The 21,494-nt window shown below is 66.2% G+C and carries 24 protein-coding genes; 12 read left to right on the forward strand and 12 right to left on the reverse strand.

Features of this window, described 5'->3' with window-relative positions:
• Window positions 1-9: 9 nt before the first annotated feature.
• From B2585_RS14995 to ffh, 3 genes are all read right to left on the reverse strand, one after another.
• Window positions 10-318, reverse strand: a complete 309-nt coding sequence (locus tag B2585_RS14995; protein WP_292024728.1) for a chorismate mutase — start codon at window positions 316-318, stop codon at window positions 10-12.
• Between the two features lie 103 nt (window positions 319-421).
• A complete protein-coding gene (locus tag B2585_RS15000; RefSeq protein ID WP_292024729.1) occupies window positions 422-1,027 on the reverse strand; it encodes a GNAT family N-acetyltransferase in 606 nt (201 codons plus the stop codon).
• Complete coding sequence (gene ffh / locus B2585_RS15005; protein ID WP_292024731.1) at window positions 1,027-2,526, reverse strand: signal recognition particle protein; 1,500 nt, start codon at window positions 2,524-2,526, stop codon at window positions 1,027-1,029. Before ffh ends, B2585_RS15000 begins: the two co-directional genes overlap by 1 nt.
• Window positions 2,527-2,887: 361 nt before the next feature.
• Between ffh and B2585_RS15010 the strand changes: the two genes are divergently transcribed.
• Entirely contained in the window at window positions 2,888-3,661 is a 774-nt protein-coding gene (locus tag B2585_RS15010; protein ID WP_292024733.1) for a putative nucleotide-diphospho-sugar transferase, read from the forward strand.
• A gap of 7 nt (window positions 3,662-3,668) precedes the next feature.
• Here the strand turns inward: B2585_RS15010 and B2585_RS15015 are convergent, their stop codons facing one another.
• The 3 genes from B2585_RS15015 to B2585_RS15025 form a co-directional block, all read right to left on the reverse strand.
• A complete protein-coding gene (locus tag B2585_RS15015; protein WP_292024735.1) occupies window positions 3,669-4,136 on the reverse strand; it encodes a hypothetical protein in 468 nt (155 codons plus the stop codon).
• The gene (locus B2585_RS15020; protein ID WP_292024738.1) at window positions 4,133-4,591 is read right to left on the reverse strand and encodes a hypothetical protein; all 459 of its coding nucleotides are present in this window, start codon (window positions 4,589-4,591) and stop codon (window positions 4,133-4,135) included. The genes B2585_RS15015 and B2585_RS15020 overlap by 4 nt, the downstream gene beginning before the upstream one ends.
• 128 nt (window positions 4,592-4,719) lie before the next feature.
• The gene (locus B2585_RS15025) at window positions 4,720-5,217 is read right to left on the reverse strand and encodes a hypothetical protein (RefSeq protein ID WP_292024740.1); all 498 of its coding nucleotides are present in this window, start codon (window positions 5,215-5,217) and stop codon (window positions 4,720-4,722) included.
• Between the two features lie 216 nt (window positions 5,218-5,433).
• On the opposite strand from B2585_RS15025, the gene B2585_RS15030 reads away from it, so the two are divergent.
• A complete protein-coding gene (locus tag B2585_RS15030; protein WP_292024742.1) occupies window positions 5,434-6,300 on the forward strand; it encodes a LysR family transcriptional regulator in 867 nt (288 codons plus the stop codon).
• Window positions 6,297-7,247 (forward strand): DMT family transporter, encoded by a 951-nt coding sequence (locus B2585_RS15035; RefSeq protein ID WP_292024744.1) that lies wholly within the window; start codon window positions 6,297-6,299, stop codon window positions 7,245-7,247. Before B2585_RS15030 ends, B2585_RS15035 begins: the two co-directional genes overlap by 4 nt.
• On the opposite strand, the gene B2585_RS15040 is transcribed toward B2585_RS15035, so the two are convergent.
• From B2585_RS15040 to B2585_RS15055, 4 genes are all read right to left on the reverse strand, one after another.
• A complete protein-coding gene (locus B2585_RS15040; protein ID WP_292024751.1) occupies window positions 7,238-8,224 on the reverse strand; it encodes an aldo/keto reductase in 987 nt (328 codons plus the stop codon). The two genes, B2585_RS15035 and B2585_RS15040, sit on opposite strands and share 10 nt — an antisense overlap.
• A 157-nt stretch (window positions 8,225-8,381) precedes the next feature.
• Window positions 8,382-8,723: an H-NS histone family protein gene (locus tag B2585_RS15045; RefSeq protein WP_292024752.1), complete on the reverse strand. Its 342-nt coding sequence runs from the start codon at window positions 8,721-8,723 to the stop codon at window positions 8,382-8,384.
• Window positions 8,724-8,876: 153 nt separating this feature from the next.
• On the reverse strand, window positions 8,877-10,880 hold the full coding sequence (locus tag B2585_RS15050; protein WP_292024755.1) for a protein meaA: 2,004 nt from the start codon (window positions 10,878-10,880) through the stop codon (window positions 8,877-8,879).
• Window positions 10,881-10,965: 85 nt separating this feature from the next.
• Window positions 10,966-11,310, reverse strand: a complete 345-nt coding sequence (locus B2585_RS15055) for a hypothetical protein (RefSeq protein ID WP_292024757.1) — start codon at window positions 11,308-11,310, stop codon at window positions 10,966-10,968.
• A gap of 160 nt (window positions 11,311-11,470) precedes the next feature.
• Between B2585_RS15055 and B2585_RS15060 the strand changes: the two genes are divergently transcribed.
• The 5 genes from B2585_RS15060 (at window position 11,471) to B2585_RS15080 (ending at window position 15,878) form a co-directional block, all read left to right on the forward strand.
• Window positions 11,471-12,877: a 1-acyl-sn-glycerol-3-phosphate acyltransferase gene (locus tag B2585_RS15060; RefSeq protein WP_292024759.1), complete on the forward strand. Its 1,407-nt coding sequence runs from the start codon at window positions 11,471-11,473 to the stop codon at window positions 12,875-12,877.
• A gap of 112 nt (window positions 12,878-12,989) precedes the next feature.
• Window positions 12,990-14,273, forward strand: a complete 1,284-nt coding sequence (gene ccrA / locus B2585_RS15065; protein WP_292024761.1) for a crotonyl-CoA carboxylase/reductase — start codon at window positions 12,990-12,992, stop codon at window positions 14,271-14,273.
• A 98-nt stretch (window positions 14,274-14,371) separates the two neighbouring features.
• On the forward strand, window positions 14,372-14,842 hold the full coding sequence (locus tag B2585_RS15070; RefSeq protein WP_292024762.1) for an SAM-dependent methyltransferase: 471 nt from the start codon (window positions 14,372-14,374) through the stop codon (window positions 14,840-14,842).
• Window positions 14,843-15,004: 162 nt separating this feature from the next.
• Window positions 15,005-15,223, forward strand: a complete 219-nt coding sequence (locus B2585_RS15075) for a hypothetical protein (protein ID WP_292024763.1) — start codon at window positions 15,005-15,007, stop codon at window positions 15,221-15,223.
• Entirely contained in the window at window positions 15,168-15,878 is a 711-nt protein-coding gene (locus tag B2585_RS15080; RefSeq protein WP_292024764.1) for a helix-turn-helix transcriptional regulator, read from the forward strand. Before B2585_RS15075 ends, B2585_RS15080 begins: the two co-directional genes overlap by 56 nt.
• Before the next feature lie 132 nt (window positions 15,879-16,010).
• Here the strand turns inward: B2585_RS15080 and B2585_RS15085 are convergent, their stop codons facing one another.
• Window positions 16,011-16,451 (reverse strand): GlcG/HbpS family heme-binding protein, encoded by a 441-nt coding sequence (locus B2585_RS15085; protein ID WP_292024765.1) that lies wholly within the window; start codon window positions 16,449-16,451, stop codon window positions 16,011-16,013.
• A gap of 166 nt (window positions 16,452-16,617) precedes the next feature.
• On the opposite strand from B2585_RS15085, the gene B2585_RS15090 reads away from it, so the two are divergent.
• From B2585_RS15090 to trpA, 4 genes are all read left to right on the forward strand, one after another.
• The gene (locus B2585_RS15090) at window positions 16,618-17,259 is read left to right on the forward strand and encodes an acyl-homoserine-lactone synthase (RefSeq protein WP_292024766.1); all 642 of its coding nucleotides are present in this window, start codon (window positions 16,618-16,620) and stop codon (window positions 17,257-17,259) included.
• A gap of 41 nt (window positions 17,260-17,300) precedes the next feature.
• The gene (locus B2585_RS15095; RefSeq protein ID WP_292024767.1) at window positions 17,301-18,833 is read left to right on the forward strand and encodes an ATP-dependent DNA helicase; all 1,533 of its coding nucleotides are present in this window, start codon (window positions 17,301-17,303) and stop codon (window positions 18,831-18,833) included.
• Window positions 18,826-19,554 (forward strand): SDR family oxidoreductase, encoded by a 729-nt coding sequence (locus B2585_RS15100; RefSeq protein ID WP_292024768.1) that lies wholly within the window; start codon window positions 18,826-18,828, stop codon window positions 19,552-19,554. Before B2585_RS15095 ends, B2585_RS15100 begins: the two co-directional genes overlap by 8 nt.
• A gap of 163 nt (window positions 19,555-19,717) precedes the next feature.
• On the forward strand, window positions 19,718-20,509 hold the full coding sequence (trpA, locus tag B2585_RS15105) for a tryptophan synthase subunit alpha (RefSeq protein ID WP_292024769.1): 792 nt from the start codon (window positions 19,718-19,720) through the stop codon (window positions 20,507-20,509).
• Window positions 20,510-20,514: 5 nt separating this feature from the next.
• On the opposite strand, the gene B2585_RS15110 is transcribed toward trpA, so the two are convergent.
• Entirely contained in the window at window positions 20,515-21,441 is a 927-nt protein-coding gene (locus B2585_RS15110) for an MBL fold metallo-hydrolase (protein WP_292024770.1), read from the reverse strand.
• Window positions 21,442-21,494 lie beyond the last annotated feature (53 nt).

Consider the following 21,494-nt stretch of genomic DNA (forward strand, 5'->3'; position numbering starts at 1 on the left):
GGACGGGGCTCAGGCCCCTGAATCCTGGTGTTTCTCGTGATGATGGATCACTTCCTGAATGATGAAGTTCAGGAAGGATTTGGCGAATTCCGGGTCGAGGTCGGCCCGGCGTGCAAGGTCCTCCAGCCGCGCGATCTGGGCCGCTTCGCGCGACGGATCGGAGGGCGGGAGGTCGTGTTCGGCCTTGAGCTTGCCCACGGCCTGCGTGTGCTTGAACCGCTCGCCCAGCGTGTAGACGAGGATCGCGTCGAGCCGGTCGATGGAGGCGCGGTGGTCCTTGAGGATCTCGGCCGCGCGCGCGGTGACATCGGTGGTCATTCGGGCGCTCCTTCGGCCAGAGAAACAGGGGGCACAGCGCGTGCATAGCGCGTATGACAATTGTACATACGATCGTGCATACCGGGGGTGAGGGTGCGTGCGTTCATGCGTAGGCCTCCATCCCGCCATCGCCGCCCGCGGGGGCATGGCGATAGACGCGGCAGTCGTGCGAGACGGCCTCTTCCGCCACCGCATCGCGGAAAGCGCCGAGACGGTCGAGAAGTCGCGCGGAGCGGGCGTTGTCATGGGCGACGTAGGAGACGAGGCGGGGCAGGTCGAGCGCGCCCAATGCATGGTCACGCGCCGCCGTCGCGGCCTCGGCCGCAATGCCCTGACCCTCGGTGGCCTCGGTGAGGAAGAAGCCCAGCTCCGGCTCCTGATCGCCCGGCTCCATGTTCACCAGAACGAAGCCCAGCACATCGCCGCCCTGCCGTGCCGTGATGGTCCAGAGGCCGTGCCCGCGCAGAAGCCAGCCCGCCACGGTGCAGGTGAAATCGAGGTAGGCATCCTCGCGGCTCATCGGGCCGTCCATATGCTCGGCGCGGGGGCTGCACATGATCTCGGCATAGGTCGCGAAGTCGCCCAGTTCGGGGGCGCGCAGGGTGAGCCGCGCGGTGTCGATCTGCGGGAGCATGTCACGCAGGCGGGCCGCGAAATCGGCCGCGGGACCGCGCGTTGCGGTTTCCCAGGGATATGTGGGCGCAGTCATCACTTCTTCTTGCCGAAGCCCGAAAGGTCCGACGGAAGCTGCGATCCGCCGCCCATGCCGCCCATGCCGGGCATCCCGCCCTGTTCGCCAAGCAGCTTGGCGGCCTGTTCCATCTTCGCGGGGTCTTGCAGATCCTTGACCGAGACGTCCTTGCCGAACATGCCCTTCATGGCGTTCTTGAGCATCCCGCCTTTGCCCATCTTGCCGAGCTTCTTCATCATGTCGGCCATTTGGCGGTGCATCTTGATGAGCTTGTTGAGGTCCGCGACCTCCATCCCCGCGCCCGCCGCGATCCGCTTTTTCCGGCTGGCTTGCAGGATCTGCGGATTGCGCCGCTCGTGCTTGGTCATGGAGTTGATGAGCGCGATGTGGCGCTTGAGCATCTTGTCGTCGAGCCCGGCATTGCTAAGCCCCTTGGCGGCCTTGCCCATGCCGGGGAGCATCCCCATCACGTTCTCCATGCCGCCCATCTTGATCATCTGCTCGAACTGGGTCTTGAGGTCGTTCATCGTGAACTGACCCTTCTGGAACCGGCGCATCATCTTCTCGGCCTGCTCGGCCTCGATGGTTTCCTGCGCCTTTTCCACAAGGGCCACGATGTCGCCCATGCCGAGGATGCGGCCCGCGATGCGGTCCGGCTCGAAGGTTTCGAGCGCGTCGAGCTTTTCGCCGACGCCGACGAAACGGATCGGCTTGCCGGTCACGGCGCGCATGGACAGCGCCGCACCGCCGCGCCCGTCGCCGTCCATCCGGGTCAGGACCACGCCGGAGATGCCGACCTTGGCGTCGAACTCTTCGGCCACTTCCACGGCGACCTGGCCGGTGAGGCCGTCGACCACGAGGAGCGTCTCGCGCGGATTGACCGCCTTGGACACGTCCTCGACTTCCTGCATCAGCACTTCGTCGATCTGAAGGCGACCGGCGGTGTCGAGCAGGTAGACGTCATAGCCGCCCATCGTCGCCTGCTGCTTGGCGCGCTTGGCGATGTCGACGGGCTTCTGCCCCTCGACGATGGGGAGGGTGTCGACCCCGATCTGCTCGCCCAGCACGGCAAGCTGGTGCATGGCCGCCGGGCGGTAAACGTCGAGCGAGGCCATGAGGACGCGCTTGTTCTCGCGTTCCTTGAGCCGCTTGGCGAGCTTGCCGGTGGTGGTCGTCTTGCCGCCGCCCTGAAGGCCGACCATGAGGATCGGCGCGGGGGCGTTGTCGATCTTGAGCTTGCCGGGGTCCTCGTCGCCGGTGAGCGTGGCGACGAGTTCGTCATGCACGATCTTCACGACCTGTTGGCCGGGGGTGACGGATTTGGTGACGGCCTGCCCGGTCGCCTTTTCCTGCACCCGTCCGACGAAATCGCGCGCCACGGGGAGCGAAACGTCGGCTTCCAGCAGTGCCACCCGCACCTCGCGCAGCGCGGTCTTGACGTCATCTTCCGACAGCGCACCCTGCTTCGTCAGCCGGTCGAAGACACCGGACAGGCGATCTGAAAGGCTCTCAAACATTGCGGCTCCTTTCGCCGTTCATCGTTTGCTCCCCAGATAGGGGCGGGTGCGCGCGTCACCAAGGTCAAACCAGTAGCGCCCCCGTGGGCGCAACGCGCTGACGGAGGGCGATCCCGGCATAAGCCATGGGACCGGAAGCTTGCGACTTCCGGAGTTGTGGCAGGCATTAAGGGGGCAAGACCGGCGAGTCAAGCGCCCGAGGCGACGCTCGCCCACGCCTTTCTTCTTCGTTCCGAAAATACTTCGGGGAGGTCTGGAGGGGCAGCGCCCCTCCAGCGGGTCGCGCCGGGCGCAAGCCCGGGGCGAAAACGAAGATGCCTTCGGCCTTGCACGCGCCCGCGCATCATGTCCTGATCCGCCCATGGACAGGGGCGTCATCTATGTGGCCACGGGGGCGGATTACCGCGATCTTGCGACGGCCTCCGCGCGGTCGCTGAAGGCGGTGGAGCCGGATCTGCCGGTGGATCTGTTCACCGATGCGCCCGAAGCGGTGGCGGCGGGGCTCTTCGATGCCGTGCATCTCATCGCCAATCCGCACGACCGCTCCAAACTCGACTGCCTGTCGCTGACCCGGTTCGCGCGGACGCTGTTTCTGGATTGCGATACGCTGGTGGTGCGCCCGTTGGGCGATCTGTGGGACCTGCTCGACCGGTTCGACCTCGCGCTGGCCCATGACGTGCGCCGGGCCTCGGACCTGATCCGGGCAGGGGTTTCCGTGACGACGCCCTATGCCTTTCCGCAGTTCAACTCGGGCGTGATGCTCTACCGTCGGTCGCCCGCGATGGACGCCTTCCTTGCCGATTGGGTGCGCCGCTATGTGGCGGCGGGGCTGTACCGGGATCAGCCGGTGCTCAAGGATCTGTTGTGGGAGAGCGACCTGCGCTTTTACGTCCTGCCGCCGGAGTTCAACCTGCGGCGGGTGACCCTGCTGGATGCCTGGGAGCCGGAGGACGCGCGGCCAACGATCCTTCATTCCCACCGGCTGATGGACCACATGCGCGCGGGCGGGGAGCGGATTACGGATGTGGTCGCGCTCATGGATGCGGAACGGGCGGCGCTGGAGGCGGAGTGGGACGCGGCGGGCGGGCGTGACGATCATCCCGTGGCGCGTTTCGATCCCAGGGACGGCGGGTGAGCGCGGCTCAGGGGGCGCGGGCCCGGGTGAGCCAGTCGTTGATCGCGTCGGCGACGGGTTGCTTGTCGCCCGAGGAATAGATCGTTGTGATCGGATGGGTGCCGGCGCTTTCGCCCGCATCTATCACGAGCGAGACGCGGGCGGAGTCGGAGAGCGATTCCACCACGGCGCGGGAGATTTCGCTGAGGTCGTGACGCACCTTCCGGGTGCCGAACACGCTGCGCCGTCGGATCTCGACCCAGCCTTCGGGGCGATGGAACACCGCCTGCGCCCGGCGCACGAAGGCGCCGAAACCGATGCCGCCGCAGACGAGGCCGAGCAGGAGGACCGTGACACCCCTGAGCGTGTCGCCGTCCGACAGGATCGCGATGCCGAACACCACGAACCCGAGGATGAAGGCGATGAGGCCGAGGCCCATCCAGACCGGACGATACTCGACGACGAGCAGGTCCGGGGTGCTCTCGCGGACCTTCATCGGCCCAGCCAGGCGTTGATCGCGGCGACGGCCGTGGCGGGGGCGGGGCCTTCGTGAAAATCGCGGGTGAGGCGGATGCGGGCGGCGGGCGTGATCAGCACGGCCCGGTCCATCGCGGGGCCTTCGTGGGAGCGGATCGTCTCGACCTCGGCCCCTGCGATGTCGCCCAGCGGCGCGCCCTGCCGCGTGATCCCGGCGCCGTCGAGCCAGATGACCTCTGCCTGTCCGGTGCGCCGGTCCAGCGTGACGCTGGCATGGGCCGGGAAGTCGAAGTGGACCAGCGCGGCGAGCACGATGCCGGCGGCGAGCGGCAGGACGGCGAGCCAGCTGCCGACGATCGCGAGCACCGCGCCGACCGTGAGCGCGGCGATCCCGGCGACCGCGAGCAGCAGCATCCGGGTGCGGGGCCGGTGTTCGAGGACGAGGCGGTCGGGCGTGGAGCGGCTGACCTTCATGCGGTCACGCCGTGGGCGGTGCGGGGCAATCCCCCAAGTGTCAGGCAAAGTGTCAAATCGGCGTCCTGCATCAAGGTTCGGCCCGGGCACGGATAGCACCGCACCCGCGCGGTCGGAAGGGGGCGGTGCTATGAGGCCGCCGCGGAGACGCCGCGCACCGAGTCGAGCCAGTCGTTGATCTCGCCCGCGCAGCGGCGGTGCCCGCCGAAGTTGGAATAGGAGAAGGTGATCGGGTGCATCCCGGCGCTTTGGCCTTCCTCGATGACGAGGGTGACCCGGTAGGTCGTGGTGCCTTCGGAGGAACGGCTGGATTCCAGCACCGCCCGCGTCACCTCGTCCAGCCGGTGACGCACCACGCGCGACCGGAACATGTTCTTGCGCCGGATTTCGACGTAGCGCTCGGGCCTGTGGAACACGACCTGCACCCGGCGCACGAAGATGAACAGGAACAACGTCCCGATTCCGCCGCCCAGCCCCGCGAACATCAGCCCCCAGAGCTCGCCCGCCATCAGGAGGCCGATGCCCACGCCGACGAACACCAGCGTAAAGACGGTCAGCAGGATCGCGAGGAGGACGGGGCGATCCTCGACCACGAGCAGGTCGGGCGTATTGGCGGTGATTTTCATGGGCCCTCCGTTTCGGTCATGTTACCCGCGCAGTTTATTCGTGGGAAGTTCGATGGCGGCCCCTTGAATATTGTGGGACTTCAACTCCCGATTAACCGCATTGTTATACTGCGCCGCCCTGGCGGTTCGCATCATTCCGGGATTCCCCACCCTTGCAGCCCTCCACAGAGCGTGGTTGTCTTGGCGTAAATTGTTCGCGAATGCACAGGAAAAGAGATGCAGGATTGGGATGGGCTGCGCACTGCCTTTGAAGTCGTGCGGCATGGCACCGTGTCCGGGGCCGCGCAGGCGCTGGGGGTGCATCATGCGACCGTGATCCGCCATGTCGACGCGCTGGAGGGGCGGCTTGGGGTCAAGCTGTTCCAGCGCCACGCGCGCGGCTATACGCCCACCGAAGCGGGTGAGGATCTGGCGCGGGTGGCGCAGGCGACGGATGACCAGTTCGCCCAGCTCGCCTCGCGCCTGTCCGGGCAGGGCAGCGCGGTTCAGGGGGAGCTGGTGGTCACGACGCTGGCTTCGTTCACCCGTCGCCTGATGCCGGCACTCGCAGATTTCCAGTCCAGCTATCCCGACCTGCGGCTCGTCTATCGCACGGGGCGGCGGATTTTCCGGCTGGAGTACGGCGAAGCGCATGTGGCGATCCGGGCGGGCAACCCGCCCAAGGAGCTCGACAACGTGGTGCAGGAGCTCGCCACGCTCCAGACCGCTCTATACGCCGCGCCAGAGTATATAGAACGGCGGGGGATGCCGACCGAGGCGAACGTGCTGGAGCATGATTTCATCGGCCCGGACGACGAACAGTCCGGCGGGCCCGCGATGCGCTGGGTCGCGGCCAACGTGCCGCGTGACCGGGTGGTGTTCCGCGCGGACGAGGATCTGAGCCACTTCGCGGCGCTGCGGGCCGGGATCGGGCTGGGCTTTTCGCCGGTGGGCGAGGCGGGTGAGGGACTCGTCGAGGTGCTGCCCTCGCGTGAGGAATGGGCATCACGCCTCTGGCTCGTCACCCATGTGGACCTGCATCGCACGGCCAAGGTTCAGGCGCTGACCAAGCACCTCAAGGCCTCGCTCAAGGACTGTGCATGAGCGCGCGCTACGGCGGGACCGAGGCGCTCAAGGGCCACGGCGCGATGCTGCTGTTTTCGATCCTCGTCGCGGGGTCGTTCACGCTCGGTGCGCTGACCGCGAACCTGATCGACCCGGTGGCGATGCAGGCGATGCGGTTCGCCTGCGCGGCGGTCTTCGTGGGGCTGCTTGGCCTCGTGACCGGCAAGATCCGCCTGACCGACGCGCGCGCGCCATGGCGCTGGCTGCTGCTGGGCGGGGTGTTCGGCACCTATTTCGTCCTGATGTTCGAGGGGCTGAAGACGGCGGCGCCCGTGTCGGCCTCGGCGGTGATGACGCTGATGCCGGTGATGACGGCGCTGTTTTCATGGGTGCTTCTGCGGCAGGTGACGACGCGGCGGATCGCGCTGGCGCTTCTGGTCGGCGCGGTTGGGGCGCTTTGGGTCATCTTTCGCGGCGATCCCGCGCGGCTTCTGGCCTTCGAGGTCGGGCGGGGCGAGGCGGTCTATTTCCTCGGCTGTGTGGCCCATGCGCTTTACGTCCCGCTCATGCGCCGCCTGAGCCGGGGGGAGAACGCGGTGTCATCCTCTTTCCTCGTGCTGACGGCCGGGACGGTCGTGCTTACGCTTTATGGCTGGCGCGACCTGGCGGCGACGGATTTCGCGGGCCTGCCCCCGCTGGTCTGGATCGCGCTCGGGTATCTGTCCGTCGGGGCGATGGGGATGACCTTCGTGTCACTGAACTTCGCCTCGATGCGGCTGCCGGGGGCCAAGGTCATGGCATATACCTATCTCACCCCCGGCTGGGTCATCGTGTGGGAGGTCGCCTTCGGCCACGGGCTGCCGGACCCGCGTGCGCTGGCGGGGCTGGTCCTGACGGCGCTGGCGCTGGCGCTTCTGTTCAAGCACGAGGAGGGGCGGGCGCCGCGCCGGTCCGGCGAGGTGGCGCAGGACGCGCCTCAGCAGTAGCGTTCGATCCCGACGATCTGCGCGTCCGAGTAGCGGTCGCCGTGCGCCCAGCCCACCGGCATGATCTCGTCCAGAGCGGCGCGGTCGGAGTCGGTGAAGATGATCTCGTCCGCATCCGCCCATTCCAGAAGGTGCTGCGGGCTGCGGGTGCCGGGGATCGGGACGATGTGGTCGCCCTGATCGAGCGTCCAGGCGAGCGCCACGGCGGCGGTCGTCCAGCCGCGATCGCGCGCGAAGGTGCGCAGGGCGTCGACGTGGTCCATGTTGTGGCTGAAGTTCGGCGCGACGAAGCGGGGGTTGTTCTTGCGGAAGTCCGTGTCGCCGAAGGAGGCCGGGTCGAGGGTGCGGTCGCTGAAGATCCCGCGCCCGAGGGGGGAGAAGGGGACGAAGGTGGTGCCAAGCGCCTTACAGGTCTGGATCATCCCGAGGTCCGGCAGGCGCGTCCACAGGGAGTATTCGTTCTGAACGGCCGAGACAGGGGCGACCGAGGCTGCGCGGCGCAGGGCGGCGGGAGAAATCTCGGAGAAGCCGAAGCCGGTGAACAGCCCCTCCTCGCGCATCCGCTCCAGCCCCTCGGTGACTTCTTCGATCGGGCGGGGAAATTCGCGGCGGTGGACGTAGAACAATTCGACGCTGTCCACGCCGAGCCGCTCCAGCGATTGTTCGAGATGGGCGCGCAGGTGGTCATAGGAATTGTCGGCGGTGCCGCGCGGGGCGCCGATGACGATGCCGCCCTTGGTCGCGATCTGGAAGCGGTGGCCCTGGTCCTTCTGGTACTCCCCGATCAGGGTTTCCGAGAGGCCCTTGCCATACATCTCGGCGGTGTCGAGAAAGGTGATCCCGGCGTCACGGGCGGCGTCCAGCGTTGCGAACGCCTCGTCCCGGCTGGAGGCGCCGTAGAACCCGGCGAAGCTCATGCAGCCAAGGGCGATGGCGGATACGTCGAGGCCGGTGTGGCCCAGTTTGCGCGTTTTCATCTCGAACTCCCGTAAGTCTCGGCGGCGATCATATCGGCCGGGGCGGGGATGAAAACCCGTGATCGGGCACAGAAAAACCGGCGCTACCGGCACCGGTTTTTCTTTTATCCGACCGAAAGACGGCCCGCGCAATTGCCCCCGCGCGGGCCGAGCTGTTTCAGATCAGGACATCTTCGAGTTTACCCCCGTTGGCGAGATGCGCCTCGACCCATTTGGGTTTGCGCCCGCGGCCGGTCCAGGTGACGGTCGGCTCGTCGGGGTTGCGGTATTTCGGCGCGACCTTGCTGCGACCGTCGCCGGCTTTCTTGGCCTTGGCGGGCTTGCCGGCTTTCACGTCCGAGAGATCCTCGAGAGAATAGCCGAACGACTTGGCCGCCTTTTGCGCCGCGACGAGGGCCGCGCGCTTTTCGTCTTCCTCGACCCGTTCCAGGGCCTTGTCGACATCGGCGCGGAGTTTCTCGAGCTCTTTTCTGGATAACCCTTTAAGGTTGATTTTCATGTGAGTGGTCCTTGGTTTCGCAATTAATATCGCAGTCAAAACGCTACTTACGAGTATATCAATACGAAAGATAGTGCCCGCACACAATGATTTGTGCGGCGGCGAGGCCGGCTAGGCGGTTGTCTGCATTAACCAATTCGCCACTGGCGCGGACTATTCCGCAGCGCGGGCCTTCGGATCGACCAAAGTCACGATGTCGTCCATTATCGCGTTCAGCTGAAAATCCTTCGGTGTATAGACTTTCGCGACGCCCATCGCGCGCAGGCGCTCGGCGTCGGCCTCGGGGATAATACCGCCTGCGACGACGGGAATATGGCCCAGTCCCGCAGCGCGCATCCGGTCCATCAGATCCTCGACCAGCGGGACGTGCGACCCCGACAGGATGGATAATCCGACGACGTGCGCACCGGACTCGGCGGCGGAGGACACGATTTCCTCGGGGGTCAGGCGAATCCCGTCGTAGGTAATATCCATGCCGCAATCGCGGGCGCGGGCGGCGATCTGTTCGGCGCCGTTGGAATGGCCGTCGAGGCCGGGTTTTCCGACGAGGAATTTGAGTTTCTCGCCAAGCGCATCCGAAACGGCGGCGACCCGGTCGCGAATATCGTCGAGACCCTCGGTCCGGTTGGAGGGGTTTTTCGACACGCCGGTCGGACCGCGATACTGGCCGAATTCGGCGCGCACCGCGTCGCCCCATTCGCCGGTGGTGGCCCCCGCCTTGGCGGCCTTGATGGAGGCGGGCATGACGTTCTGGCCCGAACGGGCCGCCGCGCGAAGCTCTTCCAGCGCGGCCTGAACCGCGCTGTCATCGCGGGTGTCGCGCCAGTCGCGAAGGCGGGCGACCTGATCGGCCTCGGCCTCGGGGTCGGCGACCATGATCGCCTCGGGTCCGGAGGTGAGGGGGGAGGGCGCGGCGTCGGTCCACTTGTTCACGCCGACGACGGTGGTGTCGCCGCCCTCGATCCGGGCGATGCGTTCGGCGTTCGATTCCACGAGCCGGGATTTCATGTATTCGATGGATTTCACCGCGCCACCCATCGAGTCGATCTGGGCCAGTTCGGCGCGCGCGCCTTCCTTGAGTTCCGCGACCTTTTTCTCGACCGCAGGGTTGCCCTCGAACAGGTCGTCATATTCCAGAAGGTCGGTTTCAAAAGCCATGATCTGCTGCATACGGAGCGACCATTGCTGATCCCACGGGCGCGGCAGGCCGAGTGCTTCGTTCCAGGCCGGCAATTGCACGGCACGGGCGCGGGCCTTTTTCGACAGCGTCACGGCGAGCATTTCGATGAGAATGCGGTAGACGTTATTCTCCGGCTGCTGCTCGGTCAGGCCGAGGGAGTTTACCTGCACGCCGTAGCGGAAGCGGCGGAATTTCTCGTCCTCCACCCCGTAGCGTTCGCGCGTGATCTCGTCCCACAGTTCCACGAAAGCGCGCATCTTGCACATCTCGGTGACGAAGCGGATGCCCGCGTTCACGAAGAACGAGATGCGCCCGACCATTTCCGGGAAGTCGGCTTCGTCCACCTTGCCCTTGAGGTCGTCGAGCACGGCGGTGGCGGTGGCGAGGGCGAAGGCGAGCTCCTCCTCCGGTGTCGCGCCCGCTTCCTGCAAATGGTAGGAACACACATTCATCGGGTTCCATTTCGGCAGGTGTTCGCGGGTATAGGCCGCGACATCGGTAATCATGCGCAGGGACGGCGCGGGCGGGCAGACATAGGTGCCGCGCGACAGGTATTCCTTGATGATGTCGTTCTGAACGGTGCCCGACAGCTTGGTGATGTCCGCGCCCTGCTCCTCGGCCACGGCGATATAGAGCGCGAGCAGCCACGGGGCGGTCGCGTTGATCGTCATGGAGGTATTCATCTGTTCGAGCGGGATCTGGTCGAACAGCATCCGCATGTCGCCAAGATGCGCGACCGGCACGCCGACCTTGCCGACCTCGCCCTTCGCCAGAACATGATCGCTGTCATAGCCGGTCTGGGTCGGCAGGTCGAAGGCCACCGACAGCCCCGTCTGCCCGCGCGCGAGGTTCGAGCGGTAGAGCGCGTTGGAGGCCGTGGCGGTGGAATGGCCCGCATAGGTGCGGAACAGCCACGGACGATCGGCTTGGCGGTCTCGGGTCGGCTGATCTGTCGGCATCGGTGACTCGTCTTTCATGTTGCGGTGCAGCATTTATCGCAAAGCAACAATATTACGCAAGCCCCGATTTCCGGGTTACAATCGTGCGCGGCCCTTTGCCGGCTCAGGGATTGAAGGTAAAGGTCGACAGCTCGCAGACGTTGTTGCCCCAGCTCTCGACCTCGTCCCCGTCATCGAAGACGGCCTTGAAGTCGAAGATGCAGTAGCCGGTGCCGTCGTCGATGTTGATCGAGACGCTGTAGCCGTTGGCGAGCACCTTGTTCCCGAAGATGTTCTCCTGCCAGCTTTTCGCGTCGCGGTGCGAGGCATAGAAGCGGACCATCGTGTAGCCGGTGTTGTTGACGATCGTGACCCGGCGGTCCAGTGCGGCGGCCGGCAGCGACCCGGCCAGCACGGCGGCGGAGGCCGCGCCCGCGGCGACGATTGATTTCAAAGCGGAGCTCCCCATGACTCCCTCCCTGTTTGCTTTGGATAACTCACGATAGCATGAAATCCGGAATCCCTTACCCCTCGTTTCGGGGGTGGCATTTCGCACACGCGGACCGGGGCGGGACGGGCGCTGCGGAGTTTGTGGTTGTCCGACCGCGCGTGGCAGGCCAAGAAAAGCCATGACAAGCACGGTGGAATTGCCTCTCTGGGCCTTGATCCTCATCCTCGCCTTCGCGGCCGTGACGTTTGCGTCCCATTTCCTGTTTCCGTCCGTGCGCTGGTTCTTTCGCCGCCGGATGGAGCGTGCGGTGGCCCGGCTGAACCAGCGGCTGACCCGGCCCATCGAGCCGTTCAAGATCGCGCGCCGCTATGACATGATCCAGCGGCTGATCTATGACCCGCAGGTGAACAAGGCCATTCAGGAGCACGCGCGGGAGGAGGGCGTGCCGGAGCAGGTGGGGTTCGAGCTTGCCCGACGCTATGCGCGCGAGATCGTGCCGCGCTTTTCCGCGTTCCTGTATTTCGGCTTTGCGATCCGGGTGGCCCGGCTGATCTCAAAGGGCTTTTACCGTGTCCGGATCGACCAGATCGACGCCGAAGTGATCGAGGCCATTCCGCCGGAAACCACGGTCGTCTTCGTGATGAACCACCGTTCCAACATGGATTACGTTCTGGTCACATGGCTTGCCGGGAAACGGTCGCACCTGTCCTATGCGGTCGGTGAATGGGCGCGGGTCTGGCCGTTCTCGGTGCTGATCCGGGCGATGGGCGCCTATTTCATCCGCCGCAAGAGCCGCAACGCGCTCTATCGCAAGGTGCTGGCCCAATACATCCGCATGTCGGTCGAGAGCGGGACGACGCAGGGGATGTTTCCGGAAGGGGGCCTCAGCCTCACCGGGGCGGTGGGGGAGCCGAAGCTGGGGCTCATGTCCTATATCCTCGACGGTTTCAAACCGGGGGAGACGCGCGACGTGGTCTTTGTGCCGGTCGCGATCAACTACGACAGGGTGATGGAGGACCGGGTGCTGCTGGCCGCCGGCAAGACCGGGGTGCGCCGATTCCGGCTGCGCGCCTTCGACATCGTGCGCCATGTGGTCGGCCATATCATCCTGCGCGTGACCGGGCGGTTCCGGCGGTTTGGCTATGCCAGCGTGAGTGTGGGGGAGCCTCTGTCGCTGACCGCGTTTCTTTATGATCACCCGGAAGTCGGTGAACGCACGACCATGCTGCTTGCCCGTCGGATCATGGCGCGGATCCGGGCGGTGGTGCCGGTCCTGCCAGTGCCCGTGGTCGCGACGGTCCTGGCCCGCGAGGACGGGCTGACGCGGGCCGAGGTGGCCGAGCGCTTTACCCGGCTGGTGCGAGAGATGCGCGAGCGGGGGGCGCAGATCCACATGCCGCGCGCGCTCAGTATCGACCCGGTGAACCAGGGGGTCGAGATCCTGCTCGTCCGCCGTGTGCTTGTGGAGGACGAGGGGCGCATCACCGTGAACCCGGATGAGCGCGCGGTGCTGGATTACTACGCGCAATCCATCGCGCATCTGTGCCCGGACAGGCCGCTGTCGGTCGAATCCGACGCGACATAAAATTACAAAAAGCCCGTAATCAGGGTTGCAATGTTGCGAGCCCGTCCGTAATGCTGCATCAGCACCCGCGATTCTGCATCGCGGCAATCTGTTGTTTGACCAGGAGGCCCACATGGCACTCGACGACGCGCCCGCCATCTCCGCCTACGAAGCGCCGGAGAAAGACCTTTACGAAATCGGGGAAATCCCGCCGATGGGATACGTCCCGAAACAGATGTACGCCTGGGCGATCCGGCGCGAGCGTCACGGCGAACCCGACAAGTCGTTCCAGGTGGAGGTCGTGGATACGCCCGTGCTCGACAGTCACGAGGTTCTGGTCCTCGTGATGGCGGCCGGCGTGAACTACAACGGTGTCTGGGCCGGTCTCGGTGTGCCGATCTCGCCTTTCGACGTGCATGGCGCCGATTTCCACATCGCCGGGTCGGACGCCTCGGGCATCGTCTGGGCCGTGGGCGACAAGGTCACGCGCTGGAAGGTGGGGGACGAGGTCGTGATCCACTGCAATCAGGACAACGGCGACGACGAGGAATGTAACGGCGGCGATCCGATGTTCTCGGACAGCCAGCGCATCTGGGGCTACGAGACCCCCGACGGGTCGTTCGCGCAGTTCACCAACGTGCAGGCCCAGCAGCTCATGCCGCGCCCCAAGCACCTGACGTGGGAAGAAAGCGCGTGCTACACACTGACGCTCGCCACCGCCTACCGGATGCTGTTCGGCCATCACCCGCATGAGCTCAAGCCCGGTCAGAACGTGCTGGTCTGGGGCGCGTCCGGCGGCCTCGGCTCCTTCGCGATCCAGCTCATCAATACGGCGGGCGCGAACGCGATCGGCGTGATCTCGGAAGAGGACAAGCGCGAGTTCGTCATGGGTCTTGGCGCGAAAGGCGTCATCAACCGCAAGGATTTCAACTGCTGGGGGCAACTCCCCACGGTGAACACGCCTGAATACAAGGAATGGTTCGGCGAGGTCCGCAAGTTCGGCAAGGCGATCTGGGAGATCACCGGCAAGGGCAACAACGTCGACATGGTGTTCGAGCATCCCGGCGAGGCGACCTTCCCGGTCTCTACCTTCGTGGTGAAGAAGGGTGGCATGGTCGTGATCTGCGCGGGCACCACCGGCTATAACCTGACGATGGACGCGCGCTATGTCTGGATGCACCAGAAGCGCATTCAGGGGTCGCACTTCGCGCATCTGAAACAGGCGGCGGCGGCCAACAAGCTCATGGTCGAGCGGCGCATCGACCCCTGCATGTCGGAAGTGTTCCCGTGGGACGATATTCCGGCCGCGCATGTGAAGATGCTGCGCAACGAGCACAAGCCGGGCAACATGGCCGTGCTGGTGCAGTCGCCGCGCACGGGTCTGCGCACGCTCGAGGATGTGCTCGACGCCAAGTGAGGCCGGTCGAATTGACGGAAAGCGCGCGGCTTCGGCGGCGCGCTTTTCTTTTGCGCGGGTTCGCGGTTCTCTGGTGCGATTGAATCGGGGAGGGGACCATGACGCGTGAGACGATTCATATGCAGCCCATCGGCCACATCCGGGGCGGCCGCGTGACGGCGACCAAGGACAACTGGGGCCGCGAGCGGGCGGTGATCGAATTGTCGCCCGAGGTGTTCTCGCCCGAGGCCACGATGGGGCTGGAACTGCAAAGCCATATCGAGGTGGTGTTCCACTTCCACCTTCACGCGGACGAGCCGATGGAGACGGCGGCGCGCCATCCGCGCGGGCGCGAGGACTGGCCGCGCGTCGGCATCCTCGCTCAGCGGGGCCGGATGCGGCCCAACCGGATCGGGGTGAGCATCTGCCGGCTGGACCGGGTCGAGGGCCTTGCGCTCCATGTCATAGGGCTGGACGCGGTGGACGGAACCCCGGTGCTCGACGTGAAGCCGGTCTGGTCGGGCTATCGCCCGCGCGGCGCGCTGCGCGAGCCGGATTGGGCGGTCGAGATCATGGCGTCGTACTGGTGACGCCGGGGGCGAATCACCCGGCTGCTGCGTCGCGCATCATGCGTTTTCAGATACTTACTTAAAGCAGCCTCGCCAGAAATGGGGAGGGTAAAGACGCGAATTTCCACGAAGTGTTCATCATTTTAGGGTTGAATCGACTTCAACCTATACGGGAGCCTTTACATGCCGCACGAATGGCTCATTGATGTACTCACGGACCTGAAAGCGTTCGCCCATGCGAAGGGGATGGGGGCCTCGGCCGATGCGCTCGATGACGCAAGTCTGATCGTGCTGGCCGAGTTGGATTCCCTCGCGCGGGCGAAAGCCGCAGCGGCAGCGGGGGAACATGAGGGCACGGCTGGAAGCGTTACTTACCTCTTTGCAGGAAGCGGACACGCTTGAGGCGTTCCAGACCGCGACGGAAGACATCTGCGATATCTTCGACGTCAGGCACTGCGTCTATCACTGGGTGAATTCGGACGGCGAGCGGTTCGGGGCCGGGACCTATTCCTCGGCCTGGGTCGACCGCTACCTGGAGATGGATTACCTGCGTATGGACCCCGTGATATTCGGCTGTTTCCAGCGCTTCACCCCGGCCAACTGGAAAGACCTCGACTGGTCGTCCAAACCCGCGCGCGCGATGCTCGAGGATGCGATGACCTATGGCCTCGGCAACCAGGGATATTCGATCCCGCTGCACGGGCCGCAGGGACAGTTCGCCCTGTTCACGCTGAACGGCGAGGCGTCGGACGAGGACTGGGCGCGTTTCGTCGAGGAGAACGGGCGCGACCTGATCGTGCTGGCGCATGAGTTCAACCGGAAGGCGCTGGAATTCGAAGGGGCCGAGGGTGTCGTGTCGCCCAGCCTGAGCCCGCGAGAGCTGGCGGCGATCCGGTGTCTCGCCCGTGGCCTGAGCCGGGCGCAGGCGGCGGCGGAGCTCGGGATCTCGGAGCATACGCTCAGGGTTTATATCGAAAGCGGACGTCACAAGCTGGGCGCACTCAACACGACCCATGCCGTCGCGCGCGCGCTATCCACCGGGATCATCATCGTCTGAACTGCGAAATTGTGCGGGCTGGCGCCCGCGCAGGATTTGCGCCGCCCCGGCTGACGCCGGGTCGTCGCGGCGGGCGGGGGAGGCGCTGCCTCCCCCACGCCCCCTCCGAGGTATTTTGGACCGAAGAAGGGATCAGGTGCCGGCGGACAGGCCTGCAGCTTCGATCCCGGCGACGGCGGCGGCGTTGTCCTTGTCGCCGGTGTCCCCGGAGATGCCGACCGCCCCCATGACGGTGTCGCCGTCGACGATGAGCGCGCCGCCCGGCTGGGCGGCGAAGTCGCCTTTCGCGGCGACGGAAATCGCGGCGGCGAAGCCCGGATTATCCTTGAACATCGCGAAGAGGTTGGCGGAGGGCACGCCCATGCCGGCGGCACCTGCACCCTTGGCATGGGCCACGGCAAGCCGGGTCGCGCCCGCGCCGTCCTGACGTTTGGACAGGACGACGTTGCCGCCCGCGTCGAAGACCACGAGCGCCAGGGGGGCGAGGTCGTTGTCAGTGGCGAAGGCGAAGGCGCCGGTGGCGATGGCCTCGGCCTGCGCGAGGGTGAGCGAGGAGGGGACGTGATAGGGCATGGCGGTTCCTTTCCGGGTTTTGCGCGCAGAGTGGCAAAGCGGCGCGGGAATGGGAAGCGGCGAACGCCCGGGTAACGGGTCGTTAAGGCGCACCGTACGCTGCGGTGAAGGACGGTTTACCGGCACGGATCAGAGTGGCCCCGACGGATATATCGGGAGACTCATTATGCTTCGTTACCTCTATGCCAGCGACCTTGCCCGCTTTCCCCGCCTCGCGCGATCCATGTTCACCGACCGGGCCGAGCAGTTCTCGCGCCGTCTGGGCTGGGATGTGACGGTGAACGCCGCGGGCGAGGAGCGCGACCAGTACGACGCGTTGAACCCGCTTTACGTCATCTGGGAGGGGCCGGACGGGGCGCATGGCGGGTCGATGCGGTTTCTGCCGACCACCGGGCGCACGATGGTGAACGAGCATTTCGACTTCCTCAACGACGGCGCTCCGATCACGTCGCCCTTCATCTGGGAATGCACGCGGTTCTGCCTGTCCCCCGGTGCTGACCGGCGCGTCGCCCCGGCGCTGGCGCTGGGGGCCGGGGAGCTGATGGCGCGGTTCGGGCTGGAGCATTTCGTGGGCGTGTTCGATGCGCGCATGGAGCGGATTTACCGGCTGATGGGGTTGGAGCCCGAGGTGCTGGGCAGGTCGGGCGAAGGGCGCGATGCGATCGGGGTCGGGCTATGGTCAATGGACGCGGCGGCATTCGCGCCCACGCTGGCGAAGGTGGGTGTGAGCCGGGAGACATCGCAGGGCTGGCTGCGCTATTCGCTGGCACTGGGCGGGGCCGCTCCGGAGCTCGCGCAGGCGGTGTGATCCGGGTGGTCCTCGCCGGGAGGGCGGGATAGGATCGGCGCATGTCGCTTCCCGCCCTTCAGCTCTCTAACGATCAGGCCGAGGCCCACGACCGCGTGGCAGAACTTCTGCGCGCGGCGGGGGTGGATATCGACGAGGGCCACCTGACCCCGATGGCCGAGGGCAAGGCCCGCGTCATGGCGGTGATCGGCAAGGCGGGGTCGGGCAAGACGCTGCTTTTGGCCAAGCTCTATGAGGCGCTGGAGGAGGCCGGGGTCGAGGTCGTCTCGGGCGACTGGGAGGGGCGCAAGCGCAAGGATAAGCGCACGCTGGCGATCCTCGCGCCCACCAACAAGGCGGCGAGTGTGCTCAGGCGGCGCGGCGTGCCCGCGACCACGATTCACCGCATCCTCTACACCCCGGTCTATGACCCGGAATACGAGCAGATCGCGGAGTGGCTGGCCGGCCAGGCCGAGCGTCCGGAGATCGAGGCGCTGACGGATGCGGCGCTCGACCGGGCGTATGCCTTCTACCAGACGCAGAAGTCGATTCCCGGCGCGCTGGCGGCGGCGGGTCTGCGGGGTTCGGACTTCATCACCGGCTGGAAGCGGCGCGAGGACCCGCTGGACATCGGGTTCATCGATGAGAGCTCGATGCTGGATGAAAAGCAGTTCGAAGATCTGAAGGAGATCTTTCCGACGCTCGTGCTGTTCGGCGACCCGGCGCAGCTGGCCCCGGTCGGCCAGTCGGGTGAGATGGTGTTCGAGCGGTTGCCCAAGCCCTCGGTCATGATGCTGTCGCGGGTTCACCGGCAGGAGACGGACAACCCGATCCTCGACCTTGCCCATGCGCTGGGCGACGAGAGCGTGGATTTCAACGCGTTCGAGCGGCTGGTGCATGAAGCTGCCGCGAAGGACGACCGGGTGGTCATTGCGCCGCGCGTCGATGCCGACATGATGGCGCGCTCGCCGGTGCTCGTGTGGCGCAACAAGACGCGCATCCGGCTGATCCATGCGTTCCGGGCGGCTCATGGCGCGCCCGGGGACCGGCTTATGGCCGGGGAGCCGCTGATCTGTGACGGGATCGAATTGCCGCTAAAGCACCGCAAGAAGCGCATCGACCTGGAGGCTCGGGGGCTGATCAAGGGGGCGCAGGTGGTGTTCCGGGGGCAGGGCAAGAAGCCGGGGTTCAGCCGGCTCCACGTCGTCGGGGCGGAAGACCCCAACATCTCGGTCGCCTCCATCGTGAAGATCGAGCAACTGGACGAGGAAGAGCCGTTCATCCCGTTCGCGGCCAACATGGGGGCCGCGTTCCTGCACGGGGCGGCGGTGACGATCCACAAGGCGCAGGGGAGCCAGTGGCGTGATGTTCAGGTGTTCGCGCCGGACCTGTCGGCGGCGGCCTATATGGGGCGCAGCGAGGCGGGGGTGCCGTTGTGGAAACGGCTGGCCTATGTCGCGATCACGCGGGCGGAGGAACGGCTGCTCTGGTGCACGCGCTATGCGCTGGCCCGGCCGGTCGAGGCGCTGGGTGTCGCGGACCTGCCGGAGCCTGTCGCCCGGCTGAAACTGGAGGCGGAGACGGCGGATGAGTAGTATCCTGATCACGGGCGCGTCGGGTGGCATCGGACGCGCCTGTGCCGAGCGGTTCCTCGACGCGGGCTGGACCGTGGGGCTGATGGCCCGGCGGCAGGACAAGCTGGAGGAGGTCGCGGCGGGGCAAGACCGCGCCGTGGTCCTGCCGGGTGACGTCACCGACCCGGAGGATGTGGAGCGGCTGTTTGCCGATTTCGCGGCGCGGGCCGGGGGGCTGAACGTCCTTTTCAACAATGCCGGTATCTTCACGCCCGCCGCGCCCATCGACGAGATTTCGCTGGACGACTGGCACCGGGCGCGGGCGGTGAACCTCGACGGGATGTTCTATGCCGCGCGGGCGGCCTTTGGCCTGATGCGACGGCAAGACCCGCAGGGCGGGCGGATCATCAACAATGGCTCGATCTCGGCCCATGCGCCGCGCGATGGGTCGGTGACCTACACCACCACGAAACACGCGGTCACGGGGCTGACCAAGACCCTCAGCCTTGACGGGCGGCCCTTCGACATCGCCTGCGGGCAGATCGACATCGGGAACGCGCGCACCGAGCTTCTGGATGGGATCGTCGAGAGGGCGCGCGCGGCGGGGGAGGAACCGCCGCCGTCGATGGACGTGGGACTGGTGGCGGATGCCGTGATGAACATGGCGACGCTACCCGCCGAGGCGAATGTGCAATTCATGACATTGATGGCCACCAAGATGCCCTTCATCGGGCGGGGTTAGGCGGGGTTCGTGCAAGCGCCCCCTGCACAGGGCGGGCCGGTCACATGCCCCTGCGCGCCCGAGCCGGGACAAGCGGGCCACAGCCGGGCCACACGCGCCTGATGCTGGTTGATTTTCCCCCGCCATTGGCGCAATCACGGCGGGACGGAAAAAGGGACCGACCATGACTCGCATCGACGATAAATTCGCGGCTCTGCGCGACGAGGGCAAGAAGGCGTTCGTGGCCTATATCATGGCGGGCGACCCGGATACCGAGACCTCGCTCGAGATCATGAAGGGCCTGCCGGGGACCGGTGTCGACATCATCGAACTGGGCCTGCCGTTCACCGATCCGATGGCCGACGGCCCGACGATCCAGCTGGCTGGTCAACGTGCGCTCGAGGGCGGCATGACGTTGGAAAAGACGCTGGCGATGGCCACCGAGTTCCGCAAGGGCGACGACACGACGCCCATCGTTCTCATGGGATATTACAACCCGATCTATTCGCGTGGCGTGGACCGGTTCCTCGCCGATGCCATGGCTGCCGGGATCGACGGTCTGATCGTCGTGGACCTGCCGCCCGAGGAGGATGACGAGCTTTGCATCCCGGCGCAGAAGGCGGGCATGAACTTCATCCGGCTCGCCACGCCGACCACGGACGACAAGCGCCTGCCCAAGGTGCTGACCAACACCTCGGGCTTCGTCTACTACGTTTCGATCACCGGGATCACCGGCGCCGCGGAGGCCGAGGCGGGCGACGTCGGGCCGGAGGTGGCGCGGATCAAGTCGCAGACCGATCTGCCGGTCATCGTGGGCTTCGGGATCAAGACGCCCGAGCGGTCCGAAGCCATCGCCAAGGTGGCCGACGGGGCCGTCGTCGGCTCGGCCATCGTGGAGCTGATCGGCAAGGGCAAGTCGCCCGCCGAAGTGCTCGACTTCGTGTCGGGGCTGGCCGAGGGCGCGCACCGCGCCTGAGGGCTTCAGCCGAGGAGCTGGTAGGTTTCCGGCATGTAGTGGAAGCCGCCGTCGCTGCGTGGCTCGACAAAGCCGACGGCGGGCCAGGGCATGTGATAGGCGGTAAAGGGCATCCGCTCAGCCGCCAGCATGTCGAGCAGCCTGCGCCGCGTCTTGGCCGCCTGTTCCTTGTCCTCGTCCGTGCGCACCTCCCAGTCCGGGTAGGCCAGCGACCAGACGTAGTGACAGGCGAAATCGCCGCCGATGAGGAACTGTTTGCCTTCGCTTTCCACCATGAAGGCCATGTGGCCGAGCGTGTGGCCGAACGCCTCGACCGCGGTGATGCCCGGCACCACCTCCTGCCCGTCCGAGAGGACCTCGATCCAGTCGGCCAGCGGCACGATGAGGTCGTCAAACACCTCGGTCCCGGTGTCGTCCCATGCGTCGTATTCCATGCTGCCGCAGACGTAGCGCGCGTTGGGGTAGGTCAGGGTATTGGGCCCGTGCAGCCCGCCGATGTGGTCGGCGTGCATGTGGGTGAGGACGACGACATCCACGTTCTCGACGAAGTACCCGGCCGCTTCCAAGGCAGCGATGGTGCCTGCCGCGTCCGGGCCGGTGTCGAACAGGACGAGCGACTTGCCGGTGTTGACGAGCGTCGGGGTGAAGAAGGTCTGCGACCAGTCCGCCGGGATGTTGGCCGCGTTGGAGGCGGCGGCGAAATCCGCCTCGCTCACGTTGGTGCCGAACCAGTCATGCGGGCCTTCCAGCTTCTCGGACCCCGCGAGCAGGGTGACGATGTCGAACGCGCCGAGCTTGAAGCGTTTGAACCGTGTGGTCGTTGGCATCATGAAATCCGCAGCCGACCGCGCCGGTCCGCCGAGGAGCGGCAGGGCCGCAGCGCCCAGCATCACGCCGCGCCGCGTGATCGCCGGGCTTGAAATCCGTGTCATGGTATTATCCCGTCAGAATGCGGGCCGGAGGCAGCCCGTGATATGGTAACGTC

Source organism: Maritimibacter sp. UBA3975 (assembly GCF_002384975.1).
Classification (GTDB): Bacteria; Pseudomonadota; Alphaproteobacteria; order Rhodobacterales; family Rhodobacteraceae; genus Maritimibacter.

What these genes read in the sequence shown, in the direction of transcription:
- B2585_RS14995 (WP_292024728.1), bottom strand. Translation starts at nt 318, where the DNA reads ATGACCACCGATGTCACCGCGCGCGCGGCCGAGATCCTCAAGGACCAC.
- B2585_RS15000 (WP_292024729.1), bottom strand. Translation starts at nt 1,027, where the DNA reads ATGACTGCGCCCACATATCCCTGGGAAACCGCAACGCGCGGTCCCGCG.
- ffh (WP_292024731.1), bottom strand. Translation starts at nt 2,526, where the DNA reads ATGTTTGAGAGCCTTTCAGATCGCCTGTCCGGTGTCTTCGACCGGCTG.
- B2585_RS15010 (WP_292024733.1), top strand. Translation starts at nt 2,888, where the DNA reads ATGGACAGGGGCGTCATCTATGTGGCCACGGGGGCGGATTACCGCGAT.
- B2585_RS15015 (WP_292024735.1), bottom strand. Translation starts at nt 4,136, where the DNA reads ATGAAGGTCCGCGAGAGCACCCCGGACCTGCTCGTCGTCGAGTATCGT.
- B2585_RS15020 (WP_292024738.1), bottom strand. Translation starts at nt 4,591, where the DNA reads ATGAAGGTCAGCCGCTCCACGCCCGACCGCCTCGTCCTCGAACACCGG.
- B2585_RS15025 (WP_292024740.1), bottom strand. Translation starts at nt 5,217, where the DNA reads ATGAAAATCACCGCCAATACGCCCGACCTGCTCGTGGTCGAGGATCGC.
- B2585_RS15030 (WP_292024742.1), top strand. Translation starts at nt 5,434, where the DNA reads ATGCAGGATTGGGATGGGCTGCGCACTGCCTTTGAAGTCGTGCGGCAT.
- B2585_RS15035 (WP_292024744.1), top strand. Translation starts at nt 6,297, where the DNA reads ATGAGCGCGCGCTACGGCGGGACCGAGGCGCTCAAGGGCCACGGCGCG.
- B2585_RS15040 (WP_292024751.1), bottom strand. Translation starts at nt 8,224, where the DNA reads ATGAAAACGCGCAAACTGGGCCACACCGGCCTCGACGTATCCGCCATC.
- B2585_RS15045 (WP_292024752.1), bottom strand. Translation starts at nt 8,723, where the DNA reads ATGAAAATCAACCTTAAAGGGTTATCCAGAAAAGAGCTCGAGAAACTC.
- B2585_RS15050 (WP_292024755.1), bottom strand. Translation starts at nt 10,880, where the DNA reads ATGAAAGACGAGTCACCGATGCCGACAGATCAGCCGACCCGAGACCGC.
- B2585_RS15055 (WP_292024757.1), bottom strand. Translation starts at nt 11,310, where the DNA reads ATGGGGAGCTCCGCTTTGAAATCAATCGTCGCCGCGGGCGCGGCCTCC.
- B2585_RS15060 (WP_292024759.1), top strand. Translation starts at nt 11,471, where the DNA reads ATGACAAGCACGGTGGAATTGCCTCTCTGGGCCTTGATCCTCATCCTC.
- ccrA (WP_292024761.1), top strand. Translation starts at nt 12,990, where the DNA reads ATGGCACTCGACGACGCGCCCGCCATCTCCGCCTACGAAGCGCCGGAG.
- B2585_RS15070 (WP_292024762.1), top strand. Translation starts at nt 14,372, where the DNA reads ATGACGCGTGAGACGATTCATATGCAGCCCATCGGCCACATCCGGGGC.
- B2585_RS15075 (WP_292024763.1), top strand. Translation starts at nt 15,005, where the DNA reads ATGCCGCACGAATGGCTCATTGATGTACTCACGGACCTGAAAGCGTTC.
- B2585_RS15080 (WP_292024764.1), top strand. Translation starts at nt 15,168, where the DNA reads ATGAGGGCACGGCTGGAAGCGTTACTTACCTCTTTGCAGGAAGCGGAC.
- B2585_RS15085 (WP_292024765.1), bottom strand. Translation starts at nt 16,451, where the DNA reads ATGCCCTATCACGTCCCCTCCTCGCTCACCCTCGCGCAGGCCGAGGCC.
- B2585_RS15090 (WP_292024766.1), top strand. Translation starts at nt 16,618, where the DNA reads ATGCTTCGTTACCTCTATGCCAGCGACCTTGCCCGCTTTCCCCGCCTC.
- B2585_RS15095 (WP_292024767.1), top strand. Translation starts at nt 17,301, where the DNA reads ATGTCGCTTCCCGCCCTTCAGCTCTCTAACGATCAGGCCGAGGCCCAC.
- B2585_RS15100 (WP_292024768.1), top strand. Translation starts at nt 18,826, where the DNA reads ATGAGTAGTATCCTGATCACGGGCGCGTCGGGTGGCATCGGACGCGCC.
- trpA (WP_292024769.1), top strand. Translation starts at nt 19,718, where the DNA reads ATGACTCGCATCGACGATAAATTCGCGGCTCTGCGCGACGAGGGCAAG.
- B2585_RS15110 (WP_292024770.1), bottom strand. Translation starts at nt 21,441, where the DNA reads ATGACACGGATTTCAAGCCCGGCGATCACGCGGCGCGGCGTGATGCTG.